Origin of the sequence: Nitratireductor sp. B36, assembly GCF_020833685.1 — a bacterium.
In the GTDB taxonomy this organism is placed as follows: Bacteria; Pseudomonadota; Alphaproteobacteria; order Rhizobiales; family Rhizobiaceae; genus Nitratireductor.
In genome coordinates, this window is the sequence record NZ_JACKZY010000001.1 from 592963 (window position 1) to 616813 (window position 23851).

General features: G+C 59.5%; 24 protein-coding genes and 2 tRNA genes. 13 read left to right on the top strand and 13 right to left on the bottom strand.

Annotation, left to right across the window (positions count from 1 at the left end; all coding sequences use genetic code 11):
- Positions 1–16: 16 nt before the first annotated feature.
- The 9 genes from H7H48_RS03005 to H7H48_RS03045 all read right to left on the bottom strand — a co-directional run bounded on the left by H7H48_RS03005 (position 17) and on the right by H7H48_RS03045 (position 6011).
- Positions 17–1105 (bottom strand): AraC family transcriptional regulator, encoded by a 1089-nt coding sequence (locus H7H48_RS03005; protein ID WP_229447320.1) that lies wholly within the window; start codon positions 1103–1105, stop codon positions 17–19.
- A 169-nt stretch (positions 1106–1274) separates the two neighbouring features.
- Positions 1275–2330 carry a linear amide C-N hydrolase gene (locus H7H48_RS03010; RefSeq protein ID WP_229447321.1) on the bottom strand — a complete coding sequence of 352 codons (1056 nt, stop codon included), beginning with the start codon at positions 2328–2330 and terminating at the stop codon, positions 1275–1277.
- 333 nt (positions 2331–2663) lie between these two features.
- Positions 2664–2740: transfer RNA gene (locus H7H48_RS03015), tRNA-Arg, on the bottom strand.
- Positions 2741–2756: 16 nt separating this feature from the next.
- Positions 2757–3062: an ETC complex I subunit gene (locus tag H7H48_RS03020; protein WP_229448074.1), complete on the bottom strand. Its 306-nt coding sequence runs from the start codon at positions 3060–3062 to the stop codon at positions 2757–2759.
- Positions 3063–3133: 71 nt separating this feature from the next.
- Positions 3134–3210 (bottom strand) — tRNA-Pro (locus tag H7H48_RS03025).
- A 115-nt stretch (positions 3211–3325) separates the two neighbouring features.
- Positions 3326–3535, bottom strand: coding sequence for a hypothetical protein (locus H7H48_RS03030; protein ID WP_229447322.1), 210 nt, complete (start codon positions 3533–3535; stop codon positions 3326–3328).
- A 101-nt stretch (positions 3536–3636) separates the two neighbouring features.
- Positions 3637–4326 carry a DnaA regulatory inactivator HdaA gene (hdaA, locus tag H7H48_RS03035; protein WP_229447323.1) on the bottom strand — a complete coding sequence of 230 codons (690 nt, stop codon included), beginning with the start codon at positions 4324–4326 and terminating at the stop codon, positions 3637–3639.
- Between the two features lie 4 nt (positions 4327–4330).
- Entirely contained in the window at positions 4331–5482 is a 1152-nt protein-coding gene (locus H7H48_RS03040; RefSeq protein ID WP_229447324.1) for an AI-2E family transporter, read from the bottom strand.
- Positions 5454–6011, bottom strand: a complete 558-nt coding sequence (locus H7H48_RS03045; protein ID WP_229447325.1) for a CDP-alcohol phosphatidyltransferase family protein — start codon at positions 6009–6011, stop codon at positions 5454–5456. The genes H7H48_RS03040 and H7H48_RS03045 overlap by 29 nt, the downstream gene beginning before the upstream one ends.
- A gap of 218 nt (positions 6012–6229) precedes the next feature.
- Here H7H48_RS03045 and purM point away from each other — a divergent pair, with 218 nt between their 5' ends.
- Both purM and purN read left to right on the top strand, forming a co-directional pair.
- Positions 6230–7297: a phosphoribosylformylglycinamidine cyclo-ligase gene (gene purM, locus H7H48_RS03050; protein WP_229447326.1), complete on the top strand. Its 1068-nt coding sequence runs from the start codon at positions 6230–6232 to the stop codon at positions 7295–7297.
- Positions 7294–7968 (top strand): phosphoribosylglycinamide formyltransferase, encoded by a 675-nt coding sequence (gene purN / locus H7H48_RS03055; RefSeq protein ID WP_229447327.1) that lies wholly within the window; start codon positions 7294–7296, stop codon positions 7966–7968. Before purM ends, purN begins: the two co-directional genes overlap by 4 nt.
- Before the next feature lie 817 nt (positions 7969–8785).
- Here the strand turns inward: purN and H7H48_RS03060 are convergent.
- The gene (locus H7H48_RS03060) at positions 8786–10888 is read right to left on the bottom strand and encodes a molybdopterin-dependent oxidoreductase (protein ID WP_229447328.1); all 2103 of its coding nucleotides are present in this window, start codon (positions 10886–10888) and stop codon (positions 8786–8788) included.
- Positions 10889–10972: 84 nt separating this feature from the next.
- On the opposite strand from H7H48_RS03060, the gene H7H48_RS03065 reads away from it, so the two are divergent.
- The 3 genes from H7H48_RS03065 (at position 10973) to H7H48_RS03075 (ending at position 13018) form a co-directional block, all read left to right on the top strand.
- A complete protein-coding gene (locus tag H7H48_RS03065) occupies positions 10973–11821 on the top strand; it encodes a 23S rRNA (adenine(2030)-N(6))-methyltransferase RlmJ (protein WP_229447329.1) in 849 nt (282 codons plus the stop codon).
- 79 nt (positions 11822–11900) lie between these two features.
- Complete coding sequence (locus tag H7H48_RS03070; protein ID WP_229447330.1) at positions 11901–12326, top strand: hypothetical protein; 426 nt, start codon at positions 11901–11903, stop codon at positions 12324–12326.
- Positions 12327–12349: 23 nt separating this feature from the next.
- Positions 12350–13018, top strand: coding sequence for a ribonuclease (locus H7H48_RS03075; RefSeq protein WP_229447331.1), 669 nt, complete (start codon positions 12350–12352; stop codon positions 13016–13018).
- Positions 13019–13070: 52 nt separating this feature from the next.
- Here the strand turns inward: H7H48_RS03075 and H7H48_RS03080 are convergent, their stop codons facing one another.
- Positions 13071–13742 (bottom strand): outer membrane protein, encoded by a 672-nt coding sequence (locus H7H48_RS03080; RefSeq protein ID WP_065818289.1) that lies wholly within the window; start codon positions 13740–13742, stop codon positions 13071–13073.
- Between the two features lie 300 nt (positions 13743–14042).
- Between H7H48_RS03080 and H7H48_RS03085 the strand changes: the two genes are divergently transcribed.
- The 7 genes from H7H48_RS03085 to H7H48_RS03115 all read left to right on the top strand — a co-directional run bounded on the left by H7H48_RS03085 (position 14043) and on the right by H7H48_RS03115 (position 21730).
- The gene (locus tag H7H48_RS03085; protein ID WP_229447332.1) at positions 14043–14984 is read left to right on the top strand and encodes a calcium/sodium antiporter; all 942 of its coding nucleotides are present in this window, start codon (positions 14043–14045) and stop codon (positions 14982–14984) included.
- Positions 14985–15149: 165 nt separating this feature from the next.
- The gene (locus H7H48_RS03090) at positions 15150–15914 is read left to right on the top strand and encodes an SDR family oxidoreductase (RefSeq protein WP_229447333.1); all 765 of its coding nucleotides are present in this window, start codon (positions 15150–15152) and stop codon (positions 15912–15914) included.
- 32 nt (positions 15915–15946) lie between these two features.
- Entirely contained in the window at positions 15947–17878 is a 1932-nt protein-coding gene (gene uvrC / locus H7H48_RS03095) for an excinuclease ABC subunit UvrC (protein WP_255663360.1), read from the top strand.
- 165 nt (positions 17879–18043) lie between these two features.
- Positions 18044–18643: a CDP-diacylglycerol--glycerol-3-phosphate 3-phosphatidyltransferase gene (gene pgsA, locus H7H48_RS03100; protein ID WP_229447334.1), complete on the top strand. Its 600-nt coding sequence runs from the start codon at positions 18044–18046 to the stop codon at positions 18641–18643.
- Positions 18640–18897: a molybdopterin converting factor subunit 1 gene (moaD, locus tag H7H48_RS03105; RefSeq protein ID WP_229447335.1), complete on the top strand. Its 258-nt coding sequence runs from the start codon at positions 18640–18642 to the stop codon at positions 18895–18897. The genes pgsA and moaD overlap by 4 nt, the downstream gene beginning before the upstream one ends.
- 2 nt (positions 18898–18899) lie before the next feature.
- Positions 18900–19370, top strand: coding sequence for a molybdenum cofactor biosynthesis protein MoaE (locus H7H48_RS03110; protein WP_229447336.1), 471 nt, complete (start codon positions 18900–18902; stop codon positions 19368–19370).
- 110 nt (positions 19371–19480) lie between these two features.
- On the top strand, positions 19481–21730 hold the full coding sequence (locus H7H48_RS03115; RefSeq protein ID WP_229447337.1) for a bifunctional diguanylate cyclase/phosphodiesterase: 2250 nt from the start codon (positions 19481–19483) through the stop codon (positions 21728–21730).
- A gap of 57 nt (positions 21731–21787) precedes the next feature.
- Here H7H48_RS03115 and ndk read toward each other — a convergent pair whose 3' ends face one another.
- A complete protein-coding gene (gene ndk, locus H7H48_RS03120) occupies positions 21788–22210 on the bottom strand; it encodes a nucleoside-diphosphate kinase (RefSeq protein ID WP_229447338.1) in 423 nt (140 codons plus the stop codon).
- Positions 22211–22308: 98 nt separating this feature from the next.
- On the bottom strand, positions 22309–23001 hold the full coding sequence (locus H7H48_RS03125) for a glutathione S-transferase family protein (protein WP_229447339.1): 693 nt from the start codon (positions 22999–23001) through the stop codon (positions 22309–22311).
- Positions 23002–23116: 115 nt separating this feature from the next.
- On the opposite strand from H7H48_RS03125, the gene H7H48_RS03130 reads away from it, so the two are divergent.
- Positions 23117–23629, top strand: a complete 513-nt coding sequence (locus H7H48_RS03130) for a DinB family protein (protein WP_229447340.1) — start codon at positions 23117–23119, stop codon at positions 23627–23629.
- The last annotated feature ends 222 nt before the right edge of the window (positions 23630–23851 follow it).

Below are 23851 nucleotides of genomic sequence, written 5' to 3' on the forward strand. Positions count from 1 at the left end.
GGCACCGGCGGCAGGCCTACCCCAGCGCCCGCGCAAGGGTGACGGAAGGCGTTTCCCCATACACTGATCGGTATAACGCGGCGAACCGTCCAAGGTGGAGAAAACCGTTGTGCATCGCGACCTTGGTCACAGTCATGCCCGGCTCAGGCTTTAGGAGACTCTCACGAGCAAACGCCAGATACCGACGCTGCAGATACTGCAACGCTGTCATGCCTGTTCGGTTGCGGATAATCGCCTCCACGGTTCGCAGCGCCAGCCCTGCTCCCTCACATAAACCGTGAAGCCCGATGGGATCTTCGCGATGCTCGTCGATGAGGCGCTCCATACGCGCCATACAGGCCGTCTGTCGTTGATGAGCCAGGTGGTCGCGCTTTGCTTCCCCCTCAACCAACACGCCGAGGAGCGTTGTAACAACATGTTCGCGGAGCAGCCTTAGTGCAGAAGCGCTCTCCACCGAGCACAGCGCATCTACCGAATGCGCCTGCAGCATCCGCGTGGCACTCAAATACACCTGAACCAGCGCCCGAAACCGTTTGGGATCCGGCGCCATAAAGGATGCGGGATTGAGAAAGACTTCGGGGTGCTCACGCCCGTAGAGCATGGAGGCGGCTCTGCGAAATGCTTCGTGCCTGACGACCACCCCTCCTATTTCTGCCGGTCCGTTTGTGCGCACCAGCGGCGTTTGGCCCGGAACCCTTGAAACGACCCGACCTTCCAGAAAGTCCCGCCCATCAAACAGGATATTTTTTTCGTTCAGCACGGGAAACAGGAACGTGATTGAGGGTTTGGCTCCACCCATGAATTCCGATCTTAACGCTACGGGATGGGAGAGAGAAACACCGCGAACTGCCACACCGTCGGTTAGGCTGCTGACCCTGACAGACGCCTCAAACGCCCCGTTTGCGGCGGGCACCACGCCGAAACGGCCGCCGGGAATCGCCTGGGCGAAACGTTCGAGGTCCCGGAAGGTGTGAAAACAGGAATTCGCGGGGTTGTATGGATCAGATTCCCCGGCTTCAGCCGCGCCGCCGCCGGACCTGTCAGCCTGCTCCCGCACCACTTGTTCCCGCATGCGGCTTCCGCGATCCGCTTCTTCGCGCAGCACCACAGCCCTCCCGATACGTTCACGGTGACGCGAGCATAACGAAAAACAGATCGACGCCCAAGCCTCAAGTTTCCACGAAACAACTGGCTGGGGGCAGACAGGCGCAAGATGAAAATTCTTTGAGGAGGTCCGCCCACGGCTCGGTTTGGGCCGTGGGCATTGCATATTCTTAGAAGGGAGCCTTTTCGCTCTTTTCGAATGCACCGGTTACATCCCCGGCGAGGGAAATGTTATCCGGGTCGAGCATCATGACCGGCGAACCTTCGGAAAGGTCGAACTTCCCGAGCTCGGCCCAGATCACGTTCGGGCTTGTCGTCAGTTCGAAGAAGTAGCGCCCCTCAGACAGGTTGATAGCCGTGCGATACTCAGTGTTGTAGATACCAAACCCTCCATACGGCGCGCCGAACGGCACAGAAACATTGCGGGCGATCGCCAAGACGCCGGCAACGGCCTGCTGCTCGTTTTCAGGCTCGGGAAGCATTGCCGAATAGTAAGCGGCGCGCTGGAAGCGGTCCGTCGCCTTCACGTTGCCCGGAAGAGGCGTGTTGCTGCTGGGCTCGCTGAAATCCATCTTGGCCAAAAGCGCCAATTGTTCATCATAGGCAGGATCGTTCGTGACAATGCGGTAATCCTTGCCGTGGTGAACCACCGCTTTGCCGTCGATATACTCGATCACGGCCGAATCGCCCGAAGCATCCTCCATCACCAGATGGAGCGTGCCCTTGTGGCCGTTGACTTCCGCCATGACCACCTGAACCTTCTCGAGTTCGGCCAGCGCCTCGGCAACCGTAGCCGCATTGTCGAGCACATATTGCCCCCAAAGCGCAATTTGAAGACCCGGCTTGTTGGGGTCCCGCTCGGGAAGATCGGTAGCGCTCAGATAAAGCAGGTGAACGGCAAGACCCTTTTCGTTGAATCCGTCCACCGCTCCGACACCGTACACGGTGGTAACAATTGACCCATATTTCGACGTCCATTTGGCCGGGTTATCGGAAATCAGTCGTTCCTCGCCCACCAGGCCGCCATCGCGTTCCATCCCACGCGGAAACACGGTCAACACCGGTTCGGTCGTTTCGGGCCAATCCATGGTTCGGCTGACGAAAACACCGAGGCTGTTATCGTTCCACAGGACGCGCGAGCACGCCTGTGCTGATTGAAGAGGGATCGATACGATCGCGCTTGCAGCAAGAAGAATACTTACTGCGCGATGAAACCTGGTCTTCATCTCATTCCCTTTCTGTCCGAAATCGGCTTTGTGCGAGCAATGGGCGATCTGGACCAGAACCAGCGGCTCTCGTCCCCAAACCGGCCACAACAACGAGCGACAGCGCTTGACGACGCGACCGCAGCGGCGCGAAATAGACCGCGTTGTGTCCGATCCGACTATCCAATTCTCGCAAGATACTGGAAATTGAGGTTCCTGCGTCTCGCAATGAGAGGAAAGACCAAAGCAGGGTTAACCGCATCATAAGCGCAGCGTTCACACGGGGCTTGGGTAGGATCTGTTGCCCGTGCGCCGAGCTGTAAGCCATGTGCCAGGAATGGACCCGATTGAAACTGGCGATCCCGGCAGGATTCGAACCTGCGACCATCGGCTTAGAAGGCCGGTGCTCTATCCAACTGAGCTACGGGACCGAGGTGTGGCGCTAATTCAGTGCGTCCACGGGGTCTTGCGGTCATAGCGGAAATTGTCCGCGTAGGAAACCTGGCGCCTTTTGGGCTTGTGGGGTTCTTCCACACGGAAGGGAATTCCGTTCCGCTCGGCGTAGGCGATAGCCTCTTCCCTGCTCTCAAATGTCAGGCGAACCTGACTCTTCATGTCGGCCGAGGTGGTGTAACCCATGAGAGGATCGATCTTGCGCGGTATTTCGGGATCGAATTCAAGCACCCAAAGGCCGGTCTTGGCCTTGCCGGACTGCATGGCCGTCTTGGCCGGGCTGAAAATGCGCGCAGACACGTCGTAAACCTCGTTCCAGAGCATTTTTCAGTCAGGTGGTGCCACCTGACATCCGCACGAATGCGAAAGGGTGGTCGGAGCGGCAGGATTCGAACCTGCGACCCTCTGGTCCCAAACCAGATGCGCTACCAGGCTGCGCTACGCTCCGAGCGAATGAACCCCTATAGTCTCAGAATTTTCCGCGCAAGCCCAAATCGTTGATTTCCGCATGAAGTGCGGCAACAAGTACGACATCGCCCGGCGAGGCCGGGCGATGAAAGTAGTTATTCCGTTGGTTTGGGCGTTTCGATGGTGACCTTCTCCGGAACATCAATGTTCACGCCACCTCCGTCACCGCCGCCCAGCGCGCCGCCGAAAAGCAGAAAGCCTCCAAGAGCAAGAGCAACGACGAGCCCGCCTGCGATAAACCAGCCGGCACCGCCGCCACCCCCTGAGGTCACCACCGTGGTGCGATCCTTGCGCTCATCAGTCATCATGCACTCCTTTGTCACTTGTCTGACCTGTGGAGAGCAAAACTGAGATCGGCGAGAATGGTTCCCTCAGCCACACCCCGCACACGCGTCTCGAACACGGGCTAGTCTTCGAACATCCTTTCGCCCGCTTCCAGAGCCGCGACCATCTCGGCGGCGAGCGGACGGGTGATTCTGGTCTTTCGTTCGAGGGCTGCGCGGTCAATGGCGTCCACCGCGCGGATGGCGCTTGAAAGGGAGCGTTCGATGCGGCGGACGAGAAACTGCACCACATGCGGTTCCACATCCACCTGCCGGTCGGCGAAAAGCTTCGTGATCACACCAGCAAGGAGCATATCGTCTGGCTCATCGATCTCCACCATCGCGGCAGCCCTGAGCCGCGACAGGAGATCGGGAAGTTTGATGCCCCAGGCGCTGGGAAAGCTGCGCGCGGTCAGGAGCATAGCCTGCCCGCCCGAGCGCGCCGCATTGATGAGATGGAAGAGGCCGTGCTCGTCCACCGGGCCGCCGTCCACATTGTCGATCAAGACAGGCCGCAAACCTGCCTGCTCCATGGATTCGGCCTGGATCGCTTCGCGCGGCACCGTCACCGCATTCGCCTCTTCCCGCCAGATGGCCGCAAGATGGGTCTTGCCGCTGCCAGCAGGACCAGCGAGGATCACCACAGGGGCCGGCCATGAAGGCCAGTTCTCGATCAGGGCGGCCGCGCGTGCGTTGGCAGGCGTCACCACCAGATCGTCACGGCTCAACGCTTCTCCGGGGGCCAAATCGAGCGGCAGCTGGCGCGACGGCATGGTTTCAGCCCCGGGGTTTCGGCGTTTTGGCCGGCGCGCCTTCGTGCCCGCTATAGAGCGGCGAAGCGAGGTACTGGTTGATGGCGAAGCGCACCAGAACCGCAACGGCCGCCGCTGCCGGAACGGCAATGAGAAGACCCGCAAAGCCGAACAGATAGCCGAAGGCGAACAGCGCGAACATCAGCCACACCGGATGAAGGCCCACGCTCTTGCCCACCAGTTTCGGCTGCAGAATGTTGCCTTCCAGGAACTGGCCGGAGAAGAAGATCGCCGCCACCGCGAGCACCCACCACCATTCGGGCCAGAACTGCACCAGCGCGATGCCGATCGACAGGCCGAAGCCGACGAGAGAGCCCACATATGGAATAAAGCTGATCAGCCCCGCAAAAAGCCCGATCAACAGCCCGAAATTGAGCCCCACCAGCGACAGGCCGACGGCATAGAAAATGCCGAGAATGAGACACAGTGTGCCCTGCCCGCGCACAAAGCCCGCCGTTGCGACGTTGATGTCGCGCGCGATCTGGCGCACCGTCTCCACATGGTCGCGCGGCACCCAGCTGTCCACTTTCTCGACCATGTGGTCCCAGTCGAGAAGCATGTAAAACGCAACCACCGGCGTGACGATGAAAAGGCTCGCCACATTGACGATCGCCACGCCTGAACTCCAGACCGATTTAAAGAGCGTGCCCAGAAAACTCGATCCCTGAGCAAGGATCGAGCTCAGATTTTCGCGGACCGCGTCGGTCTCACCATTGATGACATTGTCGAGCCATGCCGGCTCGAGCTGGTTTGCCAGTTCCTGAAGACGTGTCAGATACTCGGGCAGGCGCCGGGCGAAATCGGCCAGCTGCGTTCCCAGAACCGGCAGAACGATCATCAGGCCCAGCAAGAGAGCGACAACAAAACTTATGAGGATCACAACGGTCGCAGCGATGCGCGACAGCCCCATCTTCTCCAGCCGGTCGGCGACAGGATCGAGAAAATACGCAAGCACCATGCCCGCCAGAAACGGCAGCAGGATGGAACTGAAAACATAAAGAAACAGGACGAGTCCCAGCCCCGCCAGCGCCCAGAAGGCGACATGGCGCGCCAGCGTCGGGCGGGCGATCACCGGCCCGGCCCCGTTTTCAGCGTCCTTCGGCGTCACTTTCTGCATAACCACCCATATGCTTGATCCAAGCGATGAGATAGGCTGCTCCGGAAGCCACGGTCAAGAGGCCGGTTGCGACGATCAGCGCGATCCGCACCGCACCCGAACTGTACCCGAATGCGAGTTCGGCCAGAACCAGCAGCGCCAGCAATATCTGCACAAGTGTGTTCGCTTTGGAGACGAAAAGCGGCTTCATTGCCACCGGGTGCCCCATCACGTTGGCCAGAAGCACGCCGCCGACGATCAGCGCATCGCGCGAAACGACTGCGATCACCAGCCAGAGCGGCAATTCCCTCATATAGCCGAACACCACGAAAACGCTGACCAGCAGCAGCTTGTCGGCGATCGGGTCCAGATAGGCGCCAAGCTCGGTACGCTGGTCGAAATGCCGCGCGATGAAGCCATCCACCCCGTCAGATATGCCCGCTGCGAGAAAACCGGCGAATGCCCAGCCATACTCCCCCGTCAGAAGAGCGAAGACGACCCCCGGAACGAGGAAGAAGCGCATCAAGGTGATGATGTTGGGTATGGTCAACTGATATTCTCCACCCTAGCCGCCCCTTTGCTCCTGGCCGCCCCTTGCCTTGTCATTTCATTGTGGTCAAAGGCGTTTTCGGGACACACTTATCGCAGGCTTTCACACATTGTAGGGTAAGGGCACGCTTTCAATAGGCCAGCCTGTTAATATCTCCCGCCTTGCAGAAGCGCCCCCTTCATGTCAGAAGCCGAAAAAAACGCGGCGGCGAGAACGAAATGGCTCAGGACAGCAAAAATGGCCTCACCTATGCCGATGCGGGCGTCGACATCGATGCCGGCAGCCGGATGGTGGAAAAGATCAAGCCCATGGTGCGCGCCACGCGCCGGCCGGGTGCCGACAGCGAGATCGGCGGCTTCGGCGGTCTGTTCGATCTGAAAGCAGCCGGCTTCACCGACCCGATCCTCGTGGCCGCCAATGATGGCGTCGGCACCAAGCTCAAGATCGCCATCGACGCGAACCGACACGACACGGTCGGCATCGACCTCGTTGCCATGTGCGTCAACGATCTCGTCGTTCAGGGTGCCGAGCCCCTCTTCTTCCTCGACTATTTCGCAACCGGCAAGCTCGACCCCGATCAGGGCGCGGCGATCGTTTCGGGCATAGCCGAGGGCTGCCGGCAGGCCGGGTGCGCGCTCATCGGTGGCGAGACGGCGGAAATGCCGGGCATGTATCACGGCGATGACTACGATCTGGCCGGCTTTGCCGTGGGCGCGGCAGAACGGGACCGGCTTCTGCCCACCGGCGACGTGACCGAGGGTGACGTTCTTCTGGGCCTTGCCTCCTCCGGTGTTCATTCCAACGGGTTTTCGCTCGTGCGCCGCATTGTTTCCGATGCCGGTTTGGGCTGGGACGACAAGGCTCCTTTCGCGCCGGGCAAGACGATGGGCGAAGCGCTGCTTGAGCCCACCCGCATCTACGTCAAACCGATCCTTGAAACGCTCAAGGCCGCGTGGGGCATCAAGGCGCTCGCCCACATCACCGGCGGCGGCTTTCCCGAAAACCTGCCACGCGTGCTGCCTGATCATCTGGCTGCCGAGATCGATCTCGACGCAATTGATGTTCCCGATGTCTTTTCCTGGCTTGCCAAAACCGGTGGTGTTGCCGAGAGCGAAATGCTCTCCACCTTCAATTGCGGCATCGGCATGGTTGTGGCCGTTGCCGCCGATGAGGCGGCGCAGATCGCGGCACTCCTCCAGCAGGCGGGCGAGCAGGTCACCATGCTTGGCCAGATCGTGCCGCGCCAGGCTGCCGGCGTCACCTATCGCGGTTCTCTCGCCCTATGACGCGCCGGACACGCAAAAAGGTCGCGATCCTTATTTCCGGCCGCGGGTCCAATATGGCGGCCCTCATCGCGGCCGCCATCGACCCATCATTCCCTGCCGAGATCGTTGGTGTCATTTCCAATCGGGCCGATGCGCGCGGGCTGGAGGTCGCCGCCACGCACAGCATCCCGACAACAGTGGTTTCATCGCGCGATTATGATGGGCGCGAGGCGCATGACGCCGCCATCCATAAGGCTCTGACCGAGTTCAAGGCGGAAATCGTCTGTCTGGCTGGCTATATGCGCCTTCTGACACCGGATTTCGTGCAGAAATGGAAAGGGCGGATGATCAATATCCACCCTGCCCTCCTGCCAAGCTTTCGCGGGCTCGACACCCATGCCCGCGCCCTTGCGACGGGCGTGCGCGTCCACGGATGCACGGTGCATTTCGTCACGCCGGAGATGGATGAAGGCCCGATCATCGCCCAGGCGGCCGTTCCCGTCCTCACCAGCGATACGGAAGAGACGCTGGGCGAGCGGGTTCTCAAGCTTGAGCACCGTCTTTACCCGCTGGCGCTTCGCCTTCTGGCGGAAGGCCGCGTGCGGATGTCCGATGGCGTGGCCGTGTTCTCCGGCGTCGAGGACGAACATCGAGATATCGCGATCGTTTCTCCCGGCGAACGCCGCGATTGAGGGGGAAGCCTCAATCTTCGTCATCCTCGGACCTGATCCGAGGACCCATGCCAAAGCGCCGGGGATAAACCGCAGTCCTTAAAGCGTCACGCAATTTTCCTCCGCCGCACCCCATCACCACCGCAACGGCATGGATCCTATGGTCAAGCCATAGGAGACGACGTTGGCGAAGCGCATTCCCTACTCGCTATTCGCTCCTCGCTATTCGCTCTTTTCTCCCCACCCCCAAAACCTCCACTACACTCCCAGCCATCACCCCTGTCGGGAACCGGGTCCGGAGCCGGGGATCAGGAGGGGCGACGGCAGCCTCCCCCTCGGGTTCGGTGACCCGAGGCCTGTGAGGGCCCGCGAAAGGCCGGCGGCCGGCATCATGTCGGTTGCGGAAAAGCCGCTAGGGCACAGATCGCCCGAGTGACCGGTCGGCAGTCGGGACAGCGGCCGGCGGGGCGCGCTTTTCGCGCCACTTACTTCACAACAGAGAGGCACGAAAAACGCGCCCCGTTTCCCGAACCGATGGCAAACCCCGGCGGCAACCCCGCGCGGCAACGATGGAGCCTGCCCGAAATGTATCGCTGCCCAGCAAATTGCTCACCAACTTCAAACGCCCCCTTCTCCCCGCGGGCGGGGAGAAGGTGAGGATGAGGGGCGAGCGCCATCACCTGCAAGGAAACCGACAGAGGTGGAAAAGCTCGCAAGGCCTCGCCCGCTCCTCATCCCCCTGCCGGGACCTTCTCCCCTCAGGCGGGGAGAAGGAAGCCGTCATCCCGGGCCTGACCAGGAACCCATTGGAGGAACGCGCGGGCGCAGGGCCTGGAGTTCACAAAGCGCGCACCCAGACTTTCGTGTCGTGAAAGGCCGCACCGCCGTAAGGCGCAATGGAATCGGCACCCGTCAACACGTTGATGCCCTCACCGCGCTCATGCGCGCTGTTCGGCCAGATGCCCTCGGCGATCACCACGCCGCGTCGCACACCGTCGAAAAGCTTCACATGCAAAACCACCTCGCCGCGTTGATTGCCGATCTCCACGCGATCGCCTGCCTGAAGCCCGAGCTCTGCCGCATCGTCGGGGTGCAGCATCAGCTCTGGCCGCCCTTCCCGTTTCACCGAGCCCGGCGTTTCCGTAAAGCTCGAATTCAGGAAGGTGCGCGCCGGCGAGGTCGCCAGCCGGTAGGGATGCTCCGGATCGGCCACTTCAATAAAATCCATATGGTCGGGAAATTCCGGCATACGGGCGTGCGGTCCCTGCAGGCCGATAGAGGCCGGCGGACGGTTGGGCGCTGGCGTTCCGGTCCAGTCCGGCCGGAACCGATACTTGCCATCAGGATGACCGAAACCCTCGACAAAATGCGCAGTGTCGAAATCAGGCTGCACATCAGCCCAGCGATCGGCCTTGAAGCTTTCGAACGTGCCGAGCCCGCGCTTCTCCAGCATGAATTCGACATGCTCGCGCGCCGTGAGCCCGAACCCCGGCTGTCCAGCGACACCAAGTCGTTTGGCGAGTTCCTCGATCACGAACAGGTTTTCGCGTGCTTCACCAGGCGCATCCACGAGCTTGGGGCCGAGAATGATGTGCTGATGACCGCCACCGCGATAGATGTCGTCGTGTTCCAAAAACATCGTCGCCGGCAGAACCACATCGGCAAGCTTCGCCGTGTCGGTCATGAACTGCTCGTGCACGCAGGTGAAAAGATCCTCGCGCAGAAAACCCTTCTTCACCAGCCGCTGTTCCGGAGCGATGTTGGCCGGATTGGTGTTCTGGATCAGAAGTGCCGTGACGGGCGGGCCGCCATGCAGCGCTTCGTCGTCATTGGTCAGAATGCGCCCGATCTGCGCCTGGTCGAGCGAACGGATCGAGGGATCGCGCAGCGCACTGCCCTCGATCTGCGACTTGTCGAGGCGAAAAATGCCGGAATTGGAGTGAAACGCCCCTCCACCCTCATATTGCCAGCAGCCGGTAACGGCGGCAATGGAGAGGGCGGCGTGCATGTTCACAACGCCATTGCGATTGCGCGTGAACCCATAGCCCAGCCGGAAGAAGGTGCGCTTCGTCTCGCCCACCAGCCTGGCAAAGCCCTCGATTTCGTCAACCGAAAGGCCGGTGATGGCAGACGCCCATTCGGGCGTGCGGGTCTTCAGATGCGCTTCAAGTCCCTTCGGATCGTCCGTGTATTTGTCGAGAAACGCCCAATCCGCCAGACCATCGCGGAAAAGGACATGCATGACCGCGCAGGCAAGGGCAGCATCCGTGCCCGGCTTCAGAACGAGGCCGAGATCGGCCTGTTTCATGGTCGCATTGTCGTAGACGTCGATGACAATGATCTTCGCACCGCGCTCCTTGCGCGCCTTGATCGCATGGGTCATCACATTGACCTGGGTCGCAACGGCGTTGGTGCCCCAGATCACCACGCAGTCGGACTTGGCCATTTCGCGTGGATCGGGCCCGCGCAGGTCACCCGCACCCATGACAAAGCCGGTCCAGGCCGCATTGGTGCAGACCGTGCCGAAGAAGCCGGAATAGCGTTTGGCGTGCCGCAGCCGGTCGATGGAATCGCGCTGCACCAGTCCCATGGTTCCGGCATAGTAATAGGGCCAGACCGTCTCGGTCCCGTATTTTTCCTCCGCCTTCAGGAAGGCTTCGGCCACACGGTCGAGCGCGGCTTCCCAGCTCGCCTCCTTCCACTGCCCCTCACCCTTGGCGCCGGAACGAACCAGCGGCTTCAGCAGGCGGTCGGGGTGGTGGATGCGTTCGGCATAGCGGGCAACCTTGGCGCAGATCACGCCGGCGGTGTAACTGTTGTCCTTGGCGCCATGGACGCGACCAATGCGCCCGTCCTTTATTTCGACATCGAGGGCACAGGTCGATGGACAGTCATGTGGACAGGCCGAATGGCCGATATGGATGTTTGCGTGTGTGTTCATGGCGGGAACACTAGCGATTTTTCGCGTGGACGCGTAGAGCCAATCAACAGAAATTCAGATACAGCCATTACCAAAGCGGGAACGATGAACTATCGCCATGCCTATCATGCGGGAAACTTCGCCGATGTGGTCAAGCACGCCATCGTGGCCCGCATCGTCGAATATCTGAAGCGCAAGGACAAGGCGTTCCGCGTGATCGACACCCATGCGGGAATCGGTTTTTACGACCTCAGTTCAGAAGAAGCGCAGAAAACTGGTGAATGGCGCGACGGGATCGGTCGTCTGATCGAGGCTTCGCTCGATGAGAAAACATCAAACCTTTTGAATCCCTTGCTGGAAGCGGTTGAGAAAGAGAATCACGGTCCGGGCCTCCAGCACTATCCCGGCTCGCCGCGCCTCGTGCGCCATCTTCTGCGCAAGCAGGATCGCCTGACAGCCATCGAACTGCACCCACAGGACGCCGCGCGGCTGAAGGAAATTTTTGCCGGCGATTTCCAGACACGGATCATCGAACTCGATGGCTGGCTGGCGCTGGGCGCGCATCTGCCACCGAAGGAAAAACGCGGACTGGTGCTGATCGACCCTCCCTTCGAGGAAGAAGACGAGTTCGGGCGCATCGTCACGAAACTTGAAAAGGCACACCAGCGCTGGCCGGGCGGCATCTATGCGGTCTGGTACCCGATCAAGAACCATGACGCGGTTCAGGGTTTCCGCAGACGTCTTGCCGAAAGCGGCATTGCCGATGCGATCGACATCCGTCTCGAATTGCGTGCGCCCTCCAGTGAACCGCGCCTCGACGGGACCGGCATGATCGTGGTCAATCCGCCTTTCGTGCTGCGCGAGGAGATGGAAACACTGCTTCCGGTCCTTGCCGGCATTCTGGGCGAAGAGGGCAAGGGGCGCTGGGCACTCGAAAGGCTTACGGCAGAATAGCGTGACCATGCTTGACCCAAACCGCGCACTGGCGCAAAACTTTACCCCACTGCAGCGCAACAATCCGGGAGACAGACCTATGGCGCGCTTTTTGGCTCTCGCAGCCGGCCTCGCCGCTTCATTCCTTTCGATGCAGGCGATGGCAGCCGATCCGGTCGGCTCGTATGGCGCGGTCGACGATGTCTGCGCGGATGCGCGCGTTCATTCGACCATTCAGAAGCGGTTCCGCTATCAGGTTACCCATGTGCCGAACCTGCCCAACGTCGACATCGTCGATTTCTACGGATCCTACCAGACGCGCTACAGCCCGTCCTCCTATGACAGCCCGATCGAGCGGCGCTATTGCCGCGCCACGGCGCGCCTCTCCGATGGGCGCGATCGGACGATCTGGTATCTGATCGAGTATGGCCAGGGCTTTGCCGGACTCGGCAACAATGTTGAATTCTGCGTTTCCGGCTTCGACCGCTGGAACGTCTATGACGGCCACTGCCGCGTGCTGCGATAGACGACGCGATTGCGGGGCGGACCATGCGTATCGCAAAGCGGCTTTCCGCCGCCCTTCTGGCATGTCTTGTAACATTCCCTGCCCCGGCGATTGCCGGCGAGCGCGGCGCGCCGGCGGGTGAGTTCGATTTCTATGTGCTGTCTCTGAGCTGGTCGCCCAGCTACTGCGCCGCCGAAGGTGCGGAGGCCAACCGGCAGCAATGCGGACGCGAGCGCCCCTATGCCTTCGTGGTCCACGGGCTCTGGCCGCAATATGAGAAAAGTTACCCGGAATATTGCCAGTCGAAGCGCCCGCAGCGTGTGCCCAATGCGCTGGTTGATCAGTATCGAGACATCATGCCATCAGCCGGCCTGATGGGCCATCAATGGCGCAAGCACGGCATGTGTACGGGGTTTGCGCAGGAGGACTATTTCGCCCTCTCCCGCAAGGCGCGGGAACGTGTTGAAACGGCTCCCGAGTTCCGCCAGCTTGCAAAGCCGGAGATGGTTTCGCCGAAACGGGTCGAAGAGGCCTTTCTTGCAGCCAATCCCGGCCTGAAGAAAGATGCCATCGCCGTCACATGCGATAATCGCTATCTGCGCGAAGTGCGCATTTGCATGACCAAAGATCTGGAGTTCCGGTCCTGCGAGGCCGTCGATCGAAAGGATTGCAGGCGCGAGCGGGTTCTGATGCCGCCGGCGCGGGGCGGATAAAGAAAAAGCCGGGCACAGGGCCCGGCTTCTCCATTTCAGTCTGTCGCTTCGATCAGAACTGCATACCAAGGCCGAACATGACCTTGTTGGAGCTGTCGCTGACTTCCTGCGCACCGCTGCCGGTGTTGAAGGCTTCGTCACCGAACTTGGTGTAACGGTATTCGACGCGACCAAAGACCTTGTCGGTCAGCTTGGCATCGACGCCGGCACCGGCAGTCCAGCCCAGCATGGTGTTGGTGTCGGAACCGGCCGCATCGGTGATCTTCAGACGCTGCGCAGCGCCACCGGCCGTGCCGTAGATCAGGATGTTGTCGGTCGCGGCGACACCGAGACGGGCGCGCAGCGTACCGTCGACGCCATGCTTGGACTCGACACCTGCATTGGTGCCCTTCATGCCGTTGTAGCCCACATCACCTTCGACACCGTAGACGAAGCTGCCGGACTGGAAGTTCCAACCGGCAAAGCCGCCGCCCACAAAGCCATCGGTATCAATGTCGTTGCCGGCAACCGGCTGGTTTGCAGAGGTCTCACCGGAGAAACCATAGCCAAGCGCGATACCGGCGTAGCCACCTTCCCAATCGTTGATCGGGGTGGAGATCACCGGAGCGGCGGGTGGTGCAGGCGGCTGCTCCATGACTGCATCGGCAGCCTGTGCGGCACCGGCCGCTGCAACAAAACCAACGGCTGCGGCCGCGGAAAGAATAACGTTCTTATGGGCTTTCATGGTCCATACTCCTTAAGCCACTAGCATTTTCGTAGCTGTGGGCGCCCCTCTTGGCATCATGCCCTTCAAACGCTCCACGCTGGCGAAACCGGTCTCCTGGGAGGAAGCGGGCCGATCTCGCATGAGCCCTATCTGGGCGCGAAATGAGGCTGAACGTGCCCGAAAAATGGGTCTTTCAGCGGCACCAATGAGGCGGAAAATTGACGTTGCAAATAGGCAACATCCCTGTTCCGGCACCTTGGGGTCACGGGTGCGAGCTCCTATATTCCCACAGCTGTTCCGATTCTCACGAGGTTCTTCATGCTCTTCAGCCTGCTCATCCTTGCAGCCGGTGTCGCTCTTCTGATGCTGGCCGGCGACATATTCGTCAAAGGCGCTGTGGGACTGGCTGAGAACCTTGGCATCTCGCCCCTCATCATCGGTCTGACCGTGGTTGCCTTCGGCACGTCTGCACCAGAACTTTTTACCTCGATACAGGCAGCCCTTTCAGGCGCGCCCGGCCTGGCGGTGGGCAATGTGGTGGGTTCCAACATCGCCAACATCCTTCTGGTGCTTGGCCTTCCGGCGATCATTTATCCCATCGTGTCAGAGGGGAAAGGACTCAAACGCAATCTTGTGGCAATGCTGCTGACCACCGTCATCTTCATGTGGATGCTTACGGGCGGGGTGATCTCTCGCCTTGAAGGCGCACTGCTTTTCGCAGGCCTCTGCGCCTTCATCGCCTGGCAAGCGCGCGATGCTGTGAACGGCAAGGCAGCGGCAGAGCAAGACTTTCACGACGAGATCGGTGAAGCTCCGCATGATCGCAAACGGGTGACCGCCTATCTGATGGCCGGTGTAATCGGTCTGCCCATAGCGGCGCAGTTGACTGTAGCCGGCGCTGTGAGGATCGCGGAAAGTTTTGGTGTGAGTGACGCCGTGATCGGCCTCACCATCGTTGCCATCGGCACTTCGCTTCCAGAGCTAGCCACAAGCCTGGCGGCGGCACTGAAGCGTCATTCCACCGTTGCGCTCGGAAATATCGTGGGGTCGAACATCTTCAACATCGCCTGCATTATGGGCCTGACAGCGCTCATTACGCCGATCGCTGTAGATCCGCGCATTGTGTCGATCGATATGTGGGTAATGCTCGCCGCTGCCTGTGTGCTTGCGCTGCTTGGCTTTCTGCGCATCGCGTCTGGCAAACTCATGGGCAGCGCAATGCTCGCGGGGTTTGCCGGTTATATCGTCACGGTCTTTTGATCCTGCGCGAAAAGCGTATGTCGGACACAACGCGCAACTGTCAGCAGTGAAAGGTCATTCACTTTGCGGGCTTGGACGTGATCGGCATTGGGCTTAAACAACTTTGTTGAACGCTTTGACGCGGCCACCAGGTTTCGCAGTTGAGTTAAACCAAACGAGAAAGATATGGCTCAATCGAGGGCAACGGCACTGATTACTGGAGGTTCAAAGCGCATTGGCGCAGCCATTGCGCGCGACCTCGCGGGGCACGGCTTTGCCGTTGCCATTCACTGCGGTCGGTCCCGTGAAGCTGCTGAGAGCCTGGCAGATGAGATCGTCAGGGCGGGCGGTGAAGCCCATGTGGTGCAGGCTGATCTGCAGGATGGCGCGGCCACCCGCGACCTGATCGGCCAGACACGCCGAGTGCTTGGCGTACCATCCATTCTCGTCAACAACGCCTCGGTGTTTGAAGATGACGGAATTACCGACTTTACAGATGAAAGCTGGGATGCGCACTTCGACCTGCATGTGAAAGCCCCGGCTCTGCTCGCGCAAGCCCTTGCAGGAGCACTCAAGGGCGATCAGGAAGCGTTGATCGTCAACATGATCGATCAACGGGTGTGGCGTCTCAATCCTCGCTTCTTCAGCTACACCCTCTCGAAGTCAGCGCTCTGGACTGCCACACGAACCATGGCACAAGCGCTCGGTCCGAACATACGCGTCAACGCCATCGGGCCCGGCCCCACCCTGCCCAACCAGCGCCAGCAGCAGGCGGATTTCGACCGTCAGACGGATGCACTGATTCTCGAGCGCGGCCCAGATCTTGCAGATTTTGGACGCACCATCCGCTATCTTTGGGAGACACGCTCCATAACCGGTCAGATGATCGCGCTTGACGGGGGGCAACATCTTGCGTGGGAGACGCCCGACATTGCGGGAGTTCCCGAGTGAGCACCATCGTCAAATTGAAGGAGCCAGCGAACCTGGCCCTCGAGTGGGACAGCGGCGAAACAACAGACGGTGTTGTCGGGATTGAAGTCATTCAGTCAGCCGTAAAACGGCTGCCCAACGCCCCGGGCGTCTACCGCATGATGAATGCTGCAGGCGACGTGCTTTATGTCGGCAAGGCGCGCAACCTCAAGAAGCGCGTCACCAACTACGCGCAAGGCCGCGGCCACACGAACCGTATCGGGCGCATGGTTCGCGAGACCGCGTCCATGGAATTCGTGGTCACGCGGACAGAAACCGAAGCGCTGCTTCTGGAAGCCAATCTTATCAAGCGGTTGCGCCCCCGCTTCAATGTGCTTTTGCGCGATGACAAGTCGTTTCCCTATATTCTCCTGACCGGCGACCACCCGGCCCCCGGGATTTTCAAGCATCGCGGGGCGCGATCAAAGAAGGGCGATTATTTCGGTCCGTTCGCCTCGGCGGGGGCCGTTGGCCGCACAATCAACTCTCTGCAGCGCGCCTTCCTTTTGCGCACCTGCACCGATTCTGTCTTTGAGAGCCGTACCCGCCCCTGCCTGCTGTTTCAGATAAAACGCTGTTCTGGACCTTGCACGGGCGAGATCAGCGAAGAGGGCTATGCAGAGCTCGTTTCAGAAGCAAAGGCCTTTCTGTCAGGCCGCTCCAGCAAGGTGAAAGCGGAAATCGCCCAATCGATGCAGGAGGCATCCGAGGCCCTCGATTTCGAACGCGCTGCGATCTACCGTGACCGGCTTTCCGCCCTCAGCCATGTGCAAAGCCATCAGGGCATCAATCCACAAGGCGTTGAGGAAGCCGATGTGTTCGCTATTCACCAGGAGGGCGGGCAAAACTGCATTCAGGTCTTCTTCTTCCGCACCGGCCAGAACTGGGGTAACCGTGCCTATTTCCCGAAGGCCGACCCGAGCCTTGAGGCGGGAGAAGTGCTCGGCGCATTTCTCGCCCAGTTCTACGACGACAAGCCCTGCCCCCGCATGGTTCTCCTCTCGCACGAGATCGAGGAACAGGAGCTTCTGGCCGACGCGCTTTCGACACGTGCGGGCAGAAAGGTGCAGGTTTCCTGCCCGCAAAGGGGGGAAAAGAAAGATCTGACCGACCATGCGCTGCAGAACGCGCGGGAGGCATTGGGGCGGCGGCTGGCAGAGACATCTTCGCAGGCGAAGCTTATGGAAGGCTTTGCAGAGACATTCGGCCTTGAAAGCGCTCCACGGCGCATCGAGGTGTATGACAATTCGCATATCATGGGCACGAACGCGGTGGGCGGGATGATCGTTGCCGGCGCCGAAGGCTTTGCGAAGAACCAGTACCGGAAATTCAACATCCGTTCGACCGACATCACGCCGGGCGACGACTACGGCATGATGCGCGAAGTCATGCAGCGGCGGTTTTCTCGGCTGATAAAGGAGAATGGGCTGCCAGGATCGGCGGCGCCATCCGATGCAGAAATCGATCAGGAGGAGGCAGGCGAAATGCCCGCCTGGCCTGATGTTCTTCTCATTGACGGCGGCCAGGGCCAATTGGCGGCGGTCACGCAAGTGCTGGAAGAGCTCGGAATTGCGGGGCTCGTCACCGCCATCGGCGTGGCCAAGGGCGTCGATCGCGATGCCGGGCGGGAGCGCTTCTTCATAGCGGGCAGAAATCCGTTCAGTCTGCCGGTTCGCGATCCGGTTCTGTACTTTATCCAGCGCCTGCGCGATGAAGCGCACCGGTTTGCAATCGGCTCACACCGCGCCCGGCGAAAGAAGGAAATGGTAAAAAATCCGCTGGACGAGATCAGCGGCATCGGCCCTGGCCGCAAGCGCGCGCTCCTGCATCATTTTGGAACCGCGAAAGCCGTCAGCCGCGCCGCCGTTGAAGACCTCATGACAGTGGATGGCATTTCTGAGGCCATCGCCCGGCAGATTTACAATCATTTTCACGAAAACGGGTGAAGCGGCGTTGTTTCGTCGCGCCCCATCAGGTTGGCGCTTGCCGTATGCGCCTGGTTCTGATTTGACAGGAGATGATTGGCCCCTGCGCACGCAGACAGATGGGCCGGCTTCAACAGACTGGGGTGCCCAAAGCCCCCGCGGCAGACCGGAGCAGGATTGCGCTTCATGGCCAGACGTAGCACACCGGCATTCAACATCCCGAACCTCCTGACCTACGGCAGAATTCTCGCGGTGCCAGCGATTGTCCTGTGCTTCTTCCTGGAAGGCAGGCTCCAGTCGAGCGATTTCGCCCGCTGGTCGGCCCTCGCGCTTTTCATTGCAGCAAGCATCACTGACTACCTGGACGGCTATCTCGCTCGCATTTGGAAACAAACGTCCAACATCGGAAAAATGCTCGATCCCATCGCCGACAAATTGCTCGTTTCAACGTGCCTTCTGCTTCTTGCAGCCGACACGGACCGGACCATCGCCGGGTGGACCTTGTGGGCGGCGATTATCATCCTCTGCCGAGAAATTCTCGTTTCTGGCCTTCGGGAGTATCTGGCAGCTCTGAAAGTCAGCGTTCCTGTCACGCAACTGGCCAAATGGAAAACCACGATTCAGATGGTTGCCATCGGATTTTTGCTCGCCGGTCCCGCCGGTGACAAGGTCTTGCCCTATACCACACAGCTCGGCATCGCGCTCCTTTGGATTTCTGCCATCGTCACGCTTTATACGGGCTATGACTATTTCCGCGCCGGGCTGAAGCACATCGTGGAGGAATGACGATGAAGCTGATTTATTTCGCATGGGTGCGCGAGCGCATCGGCCTGTCTGACGAGACTGTGGACCTGCCTGCTGAGGTGAAGACGGTGGCAGACCTGCTCAACTGGCTGAAAGGGCGGGGAGAAAACTACAGCGCCGCACTGGAAAGGCCTGATGTTATCCGTGTCGCCATTAATCAGGAGCACGCGGACCATTCCACACGCCTGCCTGACCATGCCGAGATTGCTCTGTTCCCACCGATGACGGGAGGGTGAGAATGTCGCCGACGTGCGATCCCCTGGTACGCGTACAGGCGGATGATTTCGACCCCGCCACAGAAACCCGGCGGCTGACGGCTGGGAGACGCGACGTCGGCGCTGTGGTAAGCTTCACAGGGCTTTGCAGGGACGAGAACGGCCGTCTTGAGGCACTTGAACTCGAACATTACCCTGGCATGGCAGAGGCGGAGATTGCCCGGATCGCCAATGAGGCAACGGGACGCTGGCCGCTTACCGGGCTGACGGTTATCCACCGTTTCGGAAAGATTGCGCCGGGCGAGAACATCGTCCTCGTGGTGGCCGCTTCTTCCCACAGGCGTGCCGCGTTCGACGCCGCCGACTTCCTGATGGATTTTCTCAAGTCCCGCGCACCTTTCTGGAAAAAAGAGCATGTGGCGGGCTCAACCGAGGCAGGCTGGGTCGAAGCAAAAGATTCGGATCTCGAGGATCTAAAACGCTGGGAAGGCTGAACCGGGAGCCTTTACGCCTCGCTAACGATAGCGTTGATTTCTCTCAAGACTAGACGTTTCGACAAACCATTCGGGGTTATAGCTTCCTTCAGGTAAAGCCGGGGAGCGCAATGTCGGAATCCTTCCAGACGATGCTGGTTGCGGGAACGAATCCCGCCTGGTTGGTCGCAGCAGCAAGCCTTTTGGGATGCTTGGGGCTTGGATATCAACTGGCCCGTGTCAGCCGGCGTTATCGGGACGTGCGGGAGGAGCAGAAGAACCATCGGGAACTGATCGACAATCTTTCCGAGGGGATCTATCGCTCTTCACCCGACGGGCGGCAGCTCAGCGCCAATCCAGCTCTTGTGCGCCTTAACGGCTACGAGAGTGAGGCAGCGCTCCTTGCAGGGGTCAAGGATATTGCCAAGGAATGGTATGTTGACCCCACCCGACGCGACGCATTCCGGGCCGAGCTTGAGACCAATGGCAAGGTCGAAAATTTTATCTCCGAGGTCTATCGTCACAAGACGCGGGAGCGCATCTGGATCAGCGAATCGGCGCGCCTGGTGCGTGATCGCCGCACCGGCAAGCCTGTCTATTATGAAGGCTCCGTGCGCGAAATCACCGAAACGATGAAGCGCCTGAAACTTCAGGACATGTTCGAGAAGCTCACCTCCCAACTGCCTGGGGGACTCTTCCAATTGCTGCGACACGACAATGGCGCGTTTTCCGTTCTGTATGTGTCCAAGGGTTTACGGGAATTGCTCGGCTATGACGATCGCACAGTGCCGGACAATCCGAATACCGTTCTCCACATGGTGCATAATGATGACCGCGCACACTATCTGGAAACATTGAAGGATTCGGGACTCAAGCTTCAGCCCTGGGAATGTGAGTTTCGCATTCATGCGGTGGACGGGGTGGAAAAATGGCTGCGGGTCGCTGCCATGCCTGAAACGACGAAAGAGGGCATTGTCTGGCACGGATATCTCTCGGACATCTCCCTGCGCAAGAAGACTGAAATGGAGATCGAACGCCTGGCGTTCTACGACCCGTTGACCCGGCTTCCCAACCGGCGGCGGCTCTTCGATCAGGTCGGGCGGCAGATGGCGTTATGCAAGAAGAGCGGACATCGCGGCGCAATCCTCTTCATCGATCTCGACAATTTCAAGACCCTGAATGACACGATGGGCCACGATGTCGGGGATGTCTTTCTCAAGCAAGTCGCCGATCGCCTGCAGGCTGCCGTCGGCCCCCAGGACTCGGTGGGCAGGATCGGCGGCGACGAGTTCGTTATCGTCCTGTCCCTGAATGACACCGCGGCTGCGACGGCGACACGCAACGCCATCGTGGCAGCCAACAGGGTTCTTGCTGCTCTGCGTCAGGAATTCGTCCTGGGGCATATGATCCATCACACTTCGGCGAGCGTTGGCGTGCTCGTGTTCGACGGCAGCGAGAAGGGCCCCGAAGTGCTGATGAAGAATGCCGACATGGCGATGTATCAGGCGAAGAGTCTGGGACGAAACAATGTCGCGCTATTCGATCCGAAAGTGTTGCGGAAGGAGCGTAAGCGTTTTCGTCTGCTCAACGATATGCGCAGTGCGCTGGTGGACAACAATCTCGAGCTGCACTACCAGCCCCAGGTGAATGCTGCCGGCCATGTGGTGGGGGCAGAGGCGCTGCTGCGCTGGAACCATGCGGAGCACGGCGCGCTTTCGCCAAGCGATTTCGTGGGGCTCGCCGAACAGCACGGGCTTGCGGAACTCCTGGGACGCGGTGTGATCGACACCAGCGTGCGAACCCTTGCCCAATGGAAAGACAATCCACGGCTTGCAGGGCTGAGGATGGCCGTGAACATCAGCCTCAAGTCGCTGCGCGATCCGGATTTTCTCGATTTCCTGCATGACCGGCTCATTGCGCATGGCCTCGATCCGCAGCGGCTTACCCTGGAAATGACGGAGCGTGTCCTGACCAGCGATCAGATGCAGATTACCCGGCGCATGCATGAGCTGAAGGCACTTGGAGTGCGGCTTTCGCTCGACGATTTCGGAACGGGATACTCCTCCATCGCCTATCTGAAGAAATTGCCCTTTGACGAATTGAAGATCGATGGGAGCTTCATCGCAGATATTGAAAGCAGCGAAAGCAACCGGGCACTTGTTCAAACCATGCTCGACATGGCGTCCACGCTCGGTCTATCGGCTGTGGCGGAACATGTGCAGACCCAGCAGCAAGAACTGCTCCTGAAATCTTCAGGCTGCGCATATTTTCAGGGCTGGCTCTATGGTCGCGCCATGACGGTGACCGATTTTGCCAGTTACGTGCTGGACCGCAATCCCGCTTCCGTCCTCAAATTCCCAAACTCGCGCCAAGGCGCATGAAAAAACCGGGGCCAGGGCCCCGGTTTCAAACAATAACGGTCCTTGAAGGAGCGTTGATCAGCCGACGATCTCGGTGTCGGAGAACCAATAGCGGATCTCTTCGGCGGCGGTCTCAGGCGCATCGGAACCGTGAACGGAGTTTTCACCGATCGAGGTGGCAAATTCCTTGCGGATCGTGCCCTCCGCAGCTTCAGCCGGGTTGGTGGCGCCCATAACCTCACGATTCTTGAGAATGGCGTTCTCGCCTTCGAGCACCTGAACGACGGTCGGGCCCGACGACATGAACTCGCACAGCTCGTCGAAGAACGGCCGCTCCTTATGCACAGCGTAGAAGCCCTCAGCCTGGCGGCGGCTCATCCATACGCGCTTCGATGCCACAACACGCAGGCCGGCATCCTCGAGCTTCTTGGTGATGGCGCCAGTCAGGTTGCGCTTGGTGGCATCCGGCTTGATCATGGAAAATGTGCGTTCGATCGCCATGGTCGGTCCTTTAATTGTCTGGATTTTGAGCGACAGCTCATTTTTGGAGATGGCGCGCTCTATAGCGGTCTCGAAGGCACATGGGAAGGCCCTTCCCTTCAGCAAGCCGCCGGGACACGCCTACCAATTCCGTCGTGCAGGTCCAGGCAGCGTTCGAACCAAGCCGCAACCGGATCATCCGCCGCGAGAAGCGGGAACGGAGAGATAACGCGCGCCCACTGGAAAAAGCCTGCGACGATATAATCGGCAAAAAGAGGCGTCTGCCCACCGATGAATGGCTGCCCTGAAAGCATCAGGCGCAACGGCAGGAGGCTTGCCCGAAACCCTTCGAGACGATCCTCCCTCCCCTTTGCCGTTTCCTCCAAGGTGCGCCCGAACCGTTTTTCCCGACTGTCGCGGAAATAGGCCTGGTCGGCGGGATCAAGTGCAGCATGGATTTCAAGAAGCAATGAAGGGCCGATATAGCCGGTGAGGGTGGCCTGCGCCCATTTCTCGACAAAACGCGAGAGAGCCTTGCCCCCCTCCCCCCCGAAAAGCGAAGGTCGGTCGGGATAGGCATCTTCGAGGTAAAGTGCGATCTCGAAAGAATCGACGCACAGGCGCTCACCGTCCCGGATAACCGGAACGGTCTTGAACGCACCGGTCTCAATCTTCCCGATTTCCGTAAAACGTACGGGCATCGACTTGAACTCAAGCCCCTTGTGGGCGAGCGCAAAGGCAATTTTCCAGCAATGCGGACTGAAGGGACGCGCTTCGTCTGCGCCCACGAGATCGTACAATGCAATCGTCACGCCTGGTCCTTTCGATTACGGATGAGACCTGAGAGATTTCTCACGATTGCATATTCACTGCTTAAGGCAATGCTCCAAACGCAGGATTATCTGCTCCAGACCGCGGAGAAAAACAATGAAACAACATTTTGAGATGTTCGCCTCCTATAACCTTTGGGCCAATGCAAAAATCTATGAAGCTGCACAGGTCCTCGATGCGGAAGCTCTCAATCGAGACGTGGGCATCTTCTTCAAATCTCTGATGGGCACACTGAACCACATCCTGGTGGCAGATCTCATCTGGATGAAACGCTTTACAGGTGAAGGCGCGGCCCCCGCCCGGCTGGACACGATCCTGCACTCTGCCCTTCCTGCCCTGCGTATCGCGCGCGAAAACGAGGACAGGCGCATTCTGGACTGGATAGAAAGTCATGAAGAAGAGGCTTTTTCCGGTCGCTTCACCTATGTCACAGTCACTGACGTTCGAACAATTTCGCAACGCCTTGCGCCTGCATTGAGCCATTTCTTCAATCATCAAACACACCATCGCGGACATGCCCATGCGGCATTGTCGATCCTTGGAATAGACGCACCATCGATTGATCTGATATACTTCCAAAGGACAAAACAAGGTTCTCGCTTTGGTTGAAATATTATATACATATTTCAACCAATAAGTATCTTCGTGAATAGTATTTTATTACAATTTTTTCATTTTTGTTTTCTTGAATAAACTCTATCGTAAATACGGGTATTTAATATTCCATAGCTGCCCTACCTTTCTCCTTGTCGGAAATTACTTCGATCCAACTAAGGAGGACGATGATGAGCAGGAAGTATCAAAAAGTATACGCCAATCTGGCGTGTGGAG

Excerpts from the sequence above, each read along its gene's own strand:
- H7H48_RS03010 (WP_229447321.1), bottom strand. The coding sequence starts at position 2,330 with ATGAAGACCAGGTTTCATCGCGCAGTAAGTATTCTTCTTGCTGCAAGC.
- H7H48_RS03030 (WP_229447322.1), bottom strand. The coding sequence starts at position 3,535 with ATGACTGATGAGCGCAAGGATCGCACCACGGTGGTGACCTCAGGGGGT.
- hdaA (WP_229447323.1), bottom strand. The coding sequence starts at position 4,326 with ATGCCGTCGCGCCAGCTGCCGCTCGATTTGGCCCCCGGAGAAGCGTTG.
- H7H48_RS03040 (WP_229447324.1), bottom strand. The coding sequence starts at position 5,482 with ATGCAGAAAGTGACGCCGAAGGACGCTGAAAACGGGGCCGGGCCGGTG.
- purM (WP_229447326.1), top strand. The coding sequence starts at position 6,230 with ATGGCTCAGGACAGCAAAAATGGCCTCACCTATGCCGATGCGGGCGTC.
- purN (WP_229447327.1), top strand. The coding sequence starts at position 7,294 with ATGACGCGCCGGACACGCAAAAAGGTCGCGATCCTTATTTCCGGCCGC.
- H7H48_RS03060 (WP_229447328.1), bottom strand. The coding sequence starts at position 10,888 with ATGAACACACACGCAAACATCCATATCGGCCATTCGGCCTGTCCACAT.
- H7H48_RS03065 (WP_229447329.1), top strand. The coding sequence starts at position 10,973 with ATGAACTATCGCCATGCCTATCATGCGGGAAACTTCGCCGATGTGGTC.
- H7H48_RS03070 (WP_229447330.1), top strand. The coding sequence starts at position 11,901 with ATGGCGCGCTTTTTGGCTCTCGCAGCCGGCCTCGCCGCTTCATTCCTT.
- H7H48_RS03075 (WP_229447331.1), top strand. The coding sequence starts at position 12,350 with ATGCGTATCGCAAAGCGGCTTTCCGCCGCCCTTCTGGCATGTCTTGTA.
- H7H48_RS03080 (WP_065818289.1), bottom strand. The coding sequence starts at position 13,742 with ATGAAAGCCCATAAGAACGTTATTCTTTCCGCGGCCGCAGCCGTTGGT.
- H7H48_RS03085 (WP_229447332.1), top strand. The coding sequence starts at position 14,043 with ATGCTCTTCAGCCTGCTCATCCTTGCAGCCGGTGTCGCTCTTCTGATG.
- H7H48_RS03090 (WP_229447333.1), top strand. The coding sequence starts at position 15,150 with ATGGCTCAATCGAGGGCAACGGCACTGATTACTGGAGGTTCAAAGCGC.
- pgsA (WP_229447334.1), top strand. The coding sequence starts at position 18,044 with ATGGCCAGACGTAGCACACCGGCATTCAACATCCCGAACCTCCTGACC.
- moaD (WP_229447335.1), top strand. The coding sequence starts at position 18,640 with ATGACGATGAAGCTGATTTATTTCGCATGGGTGCGCGAGCGCATCGGC.
- H7H48_RS03110 (WP_229447336.1), top strand. The coding sequence starts at position 18,900 with ATGTCGCCGACGTGCGATCCCCTGGTACGCGTACAGGCGGATGATTTC.
- H7H48_RS03115 (WP_229447337.1), top strand. The coding sequence starts at position 19,481 with ATGTCGGAATCCTTCCAGACGATGCTGGTTGCGGGAACGAATCCCGCC.
- ndk (WP_229447338.1), bottom strand. The coding sequence starts at position 22,210 with ATGGCGATCGAACGCACATTTTCCATGATCAAGCCGGATGCCACCAAG.
- H7H48_RS03130 (WP_229447340.1), top strand. The coding sequence starts at position 23,117 with ATGAAACAACATTTTGAGATGTTCGCCTCCTATAACCTTTGGGCCAAT.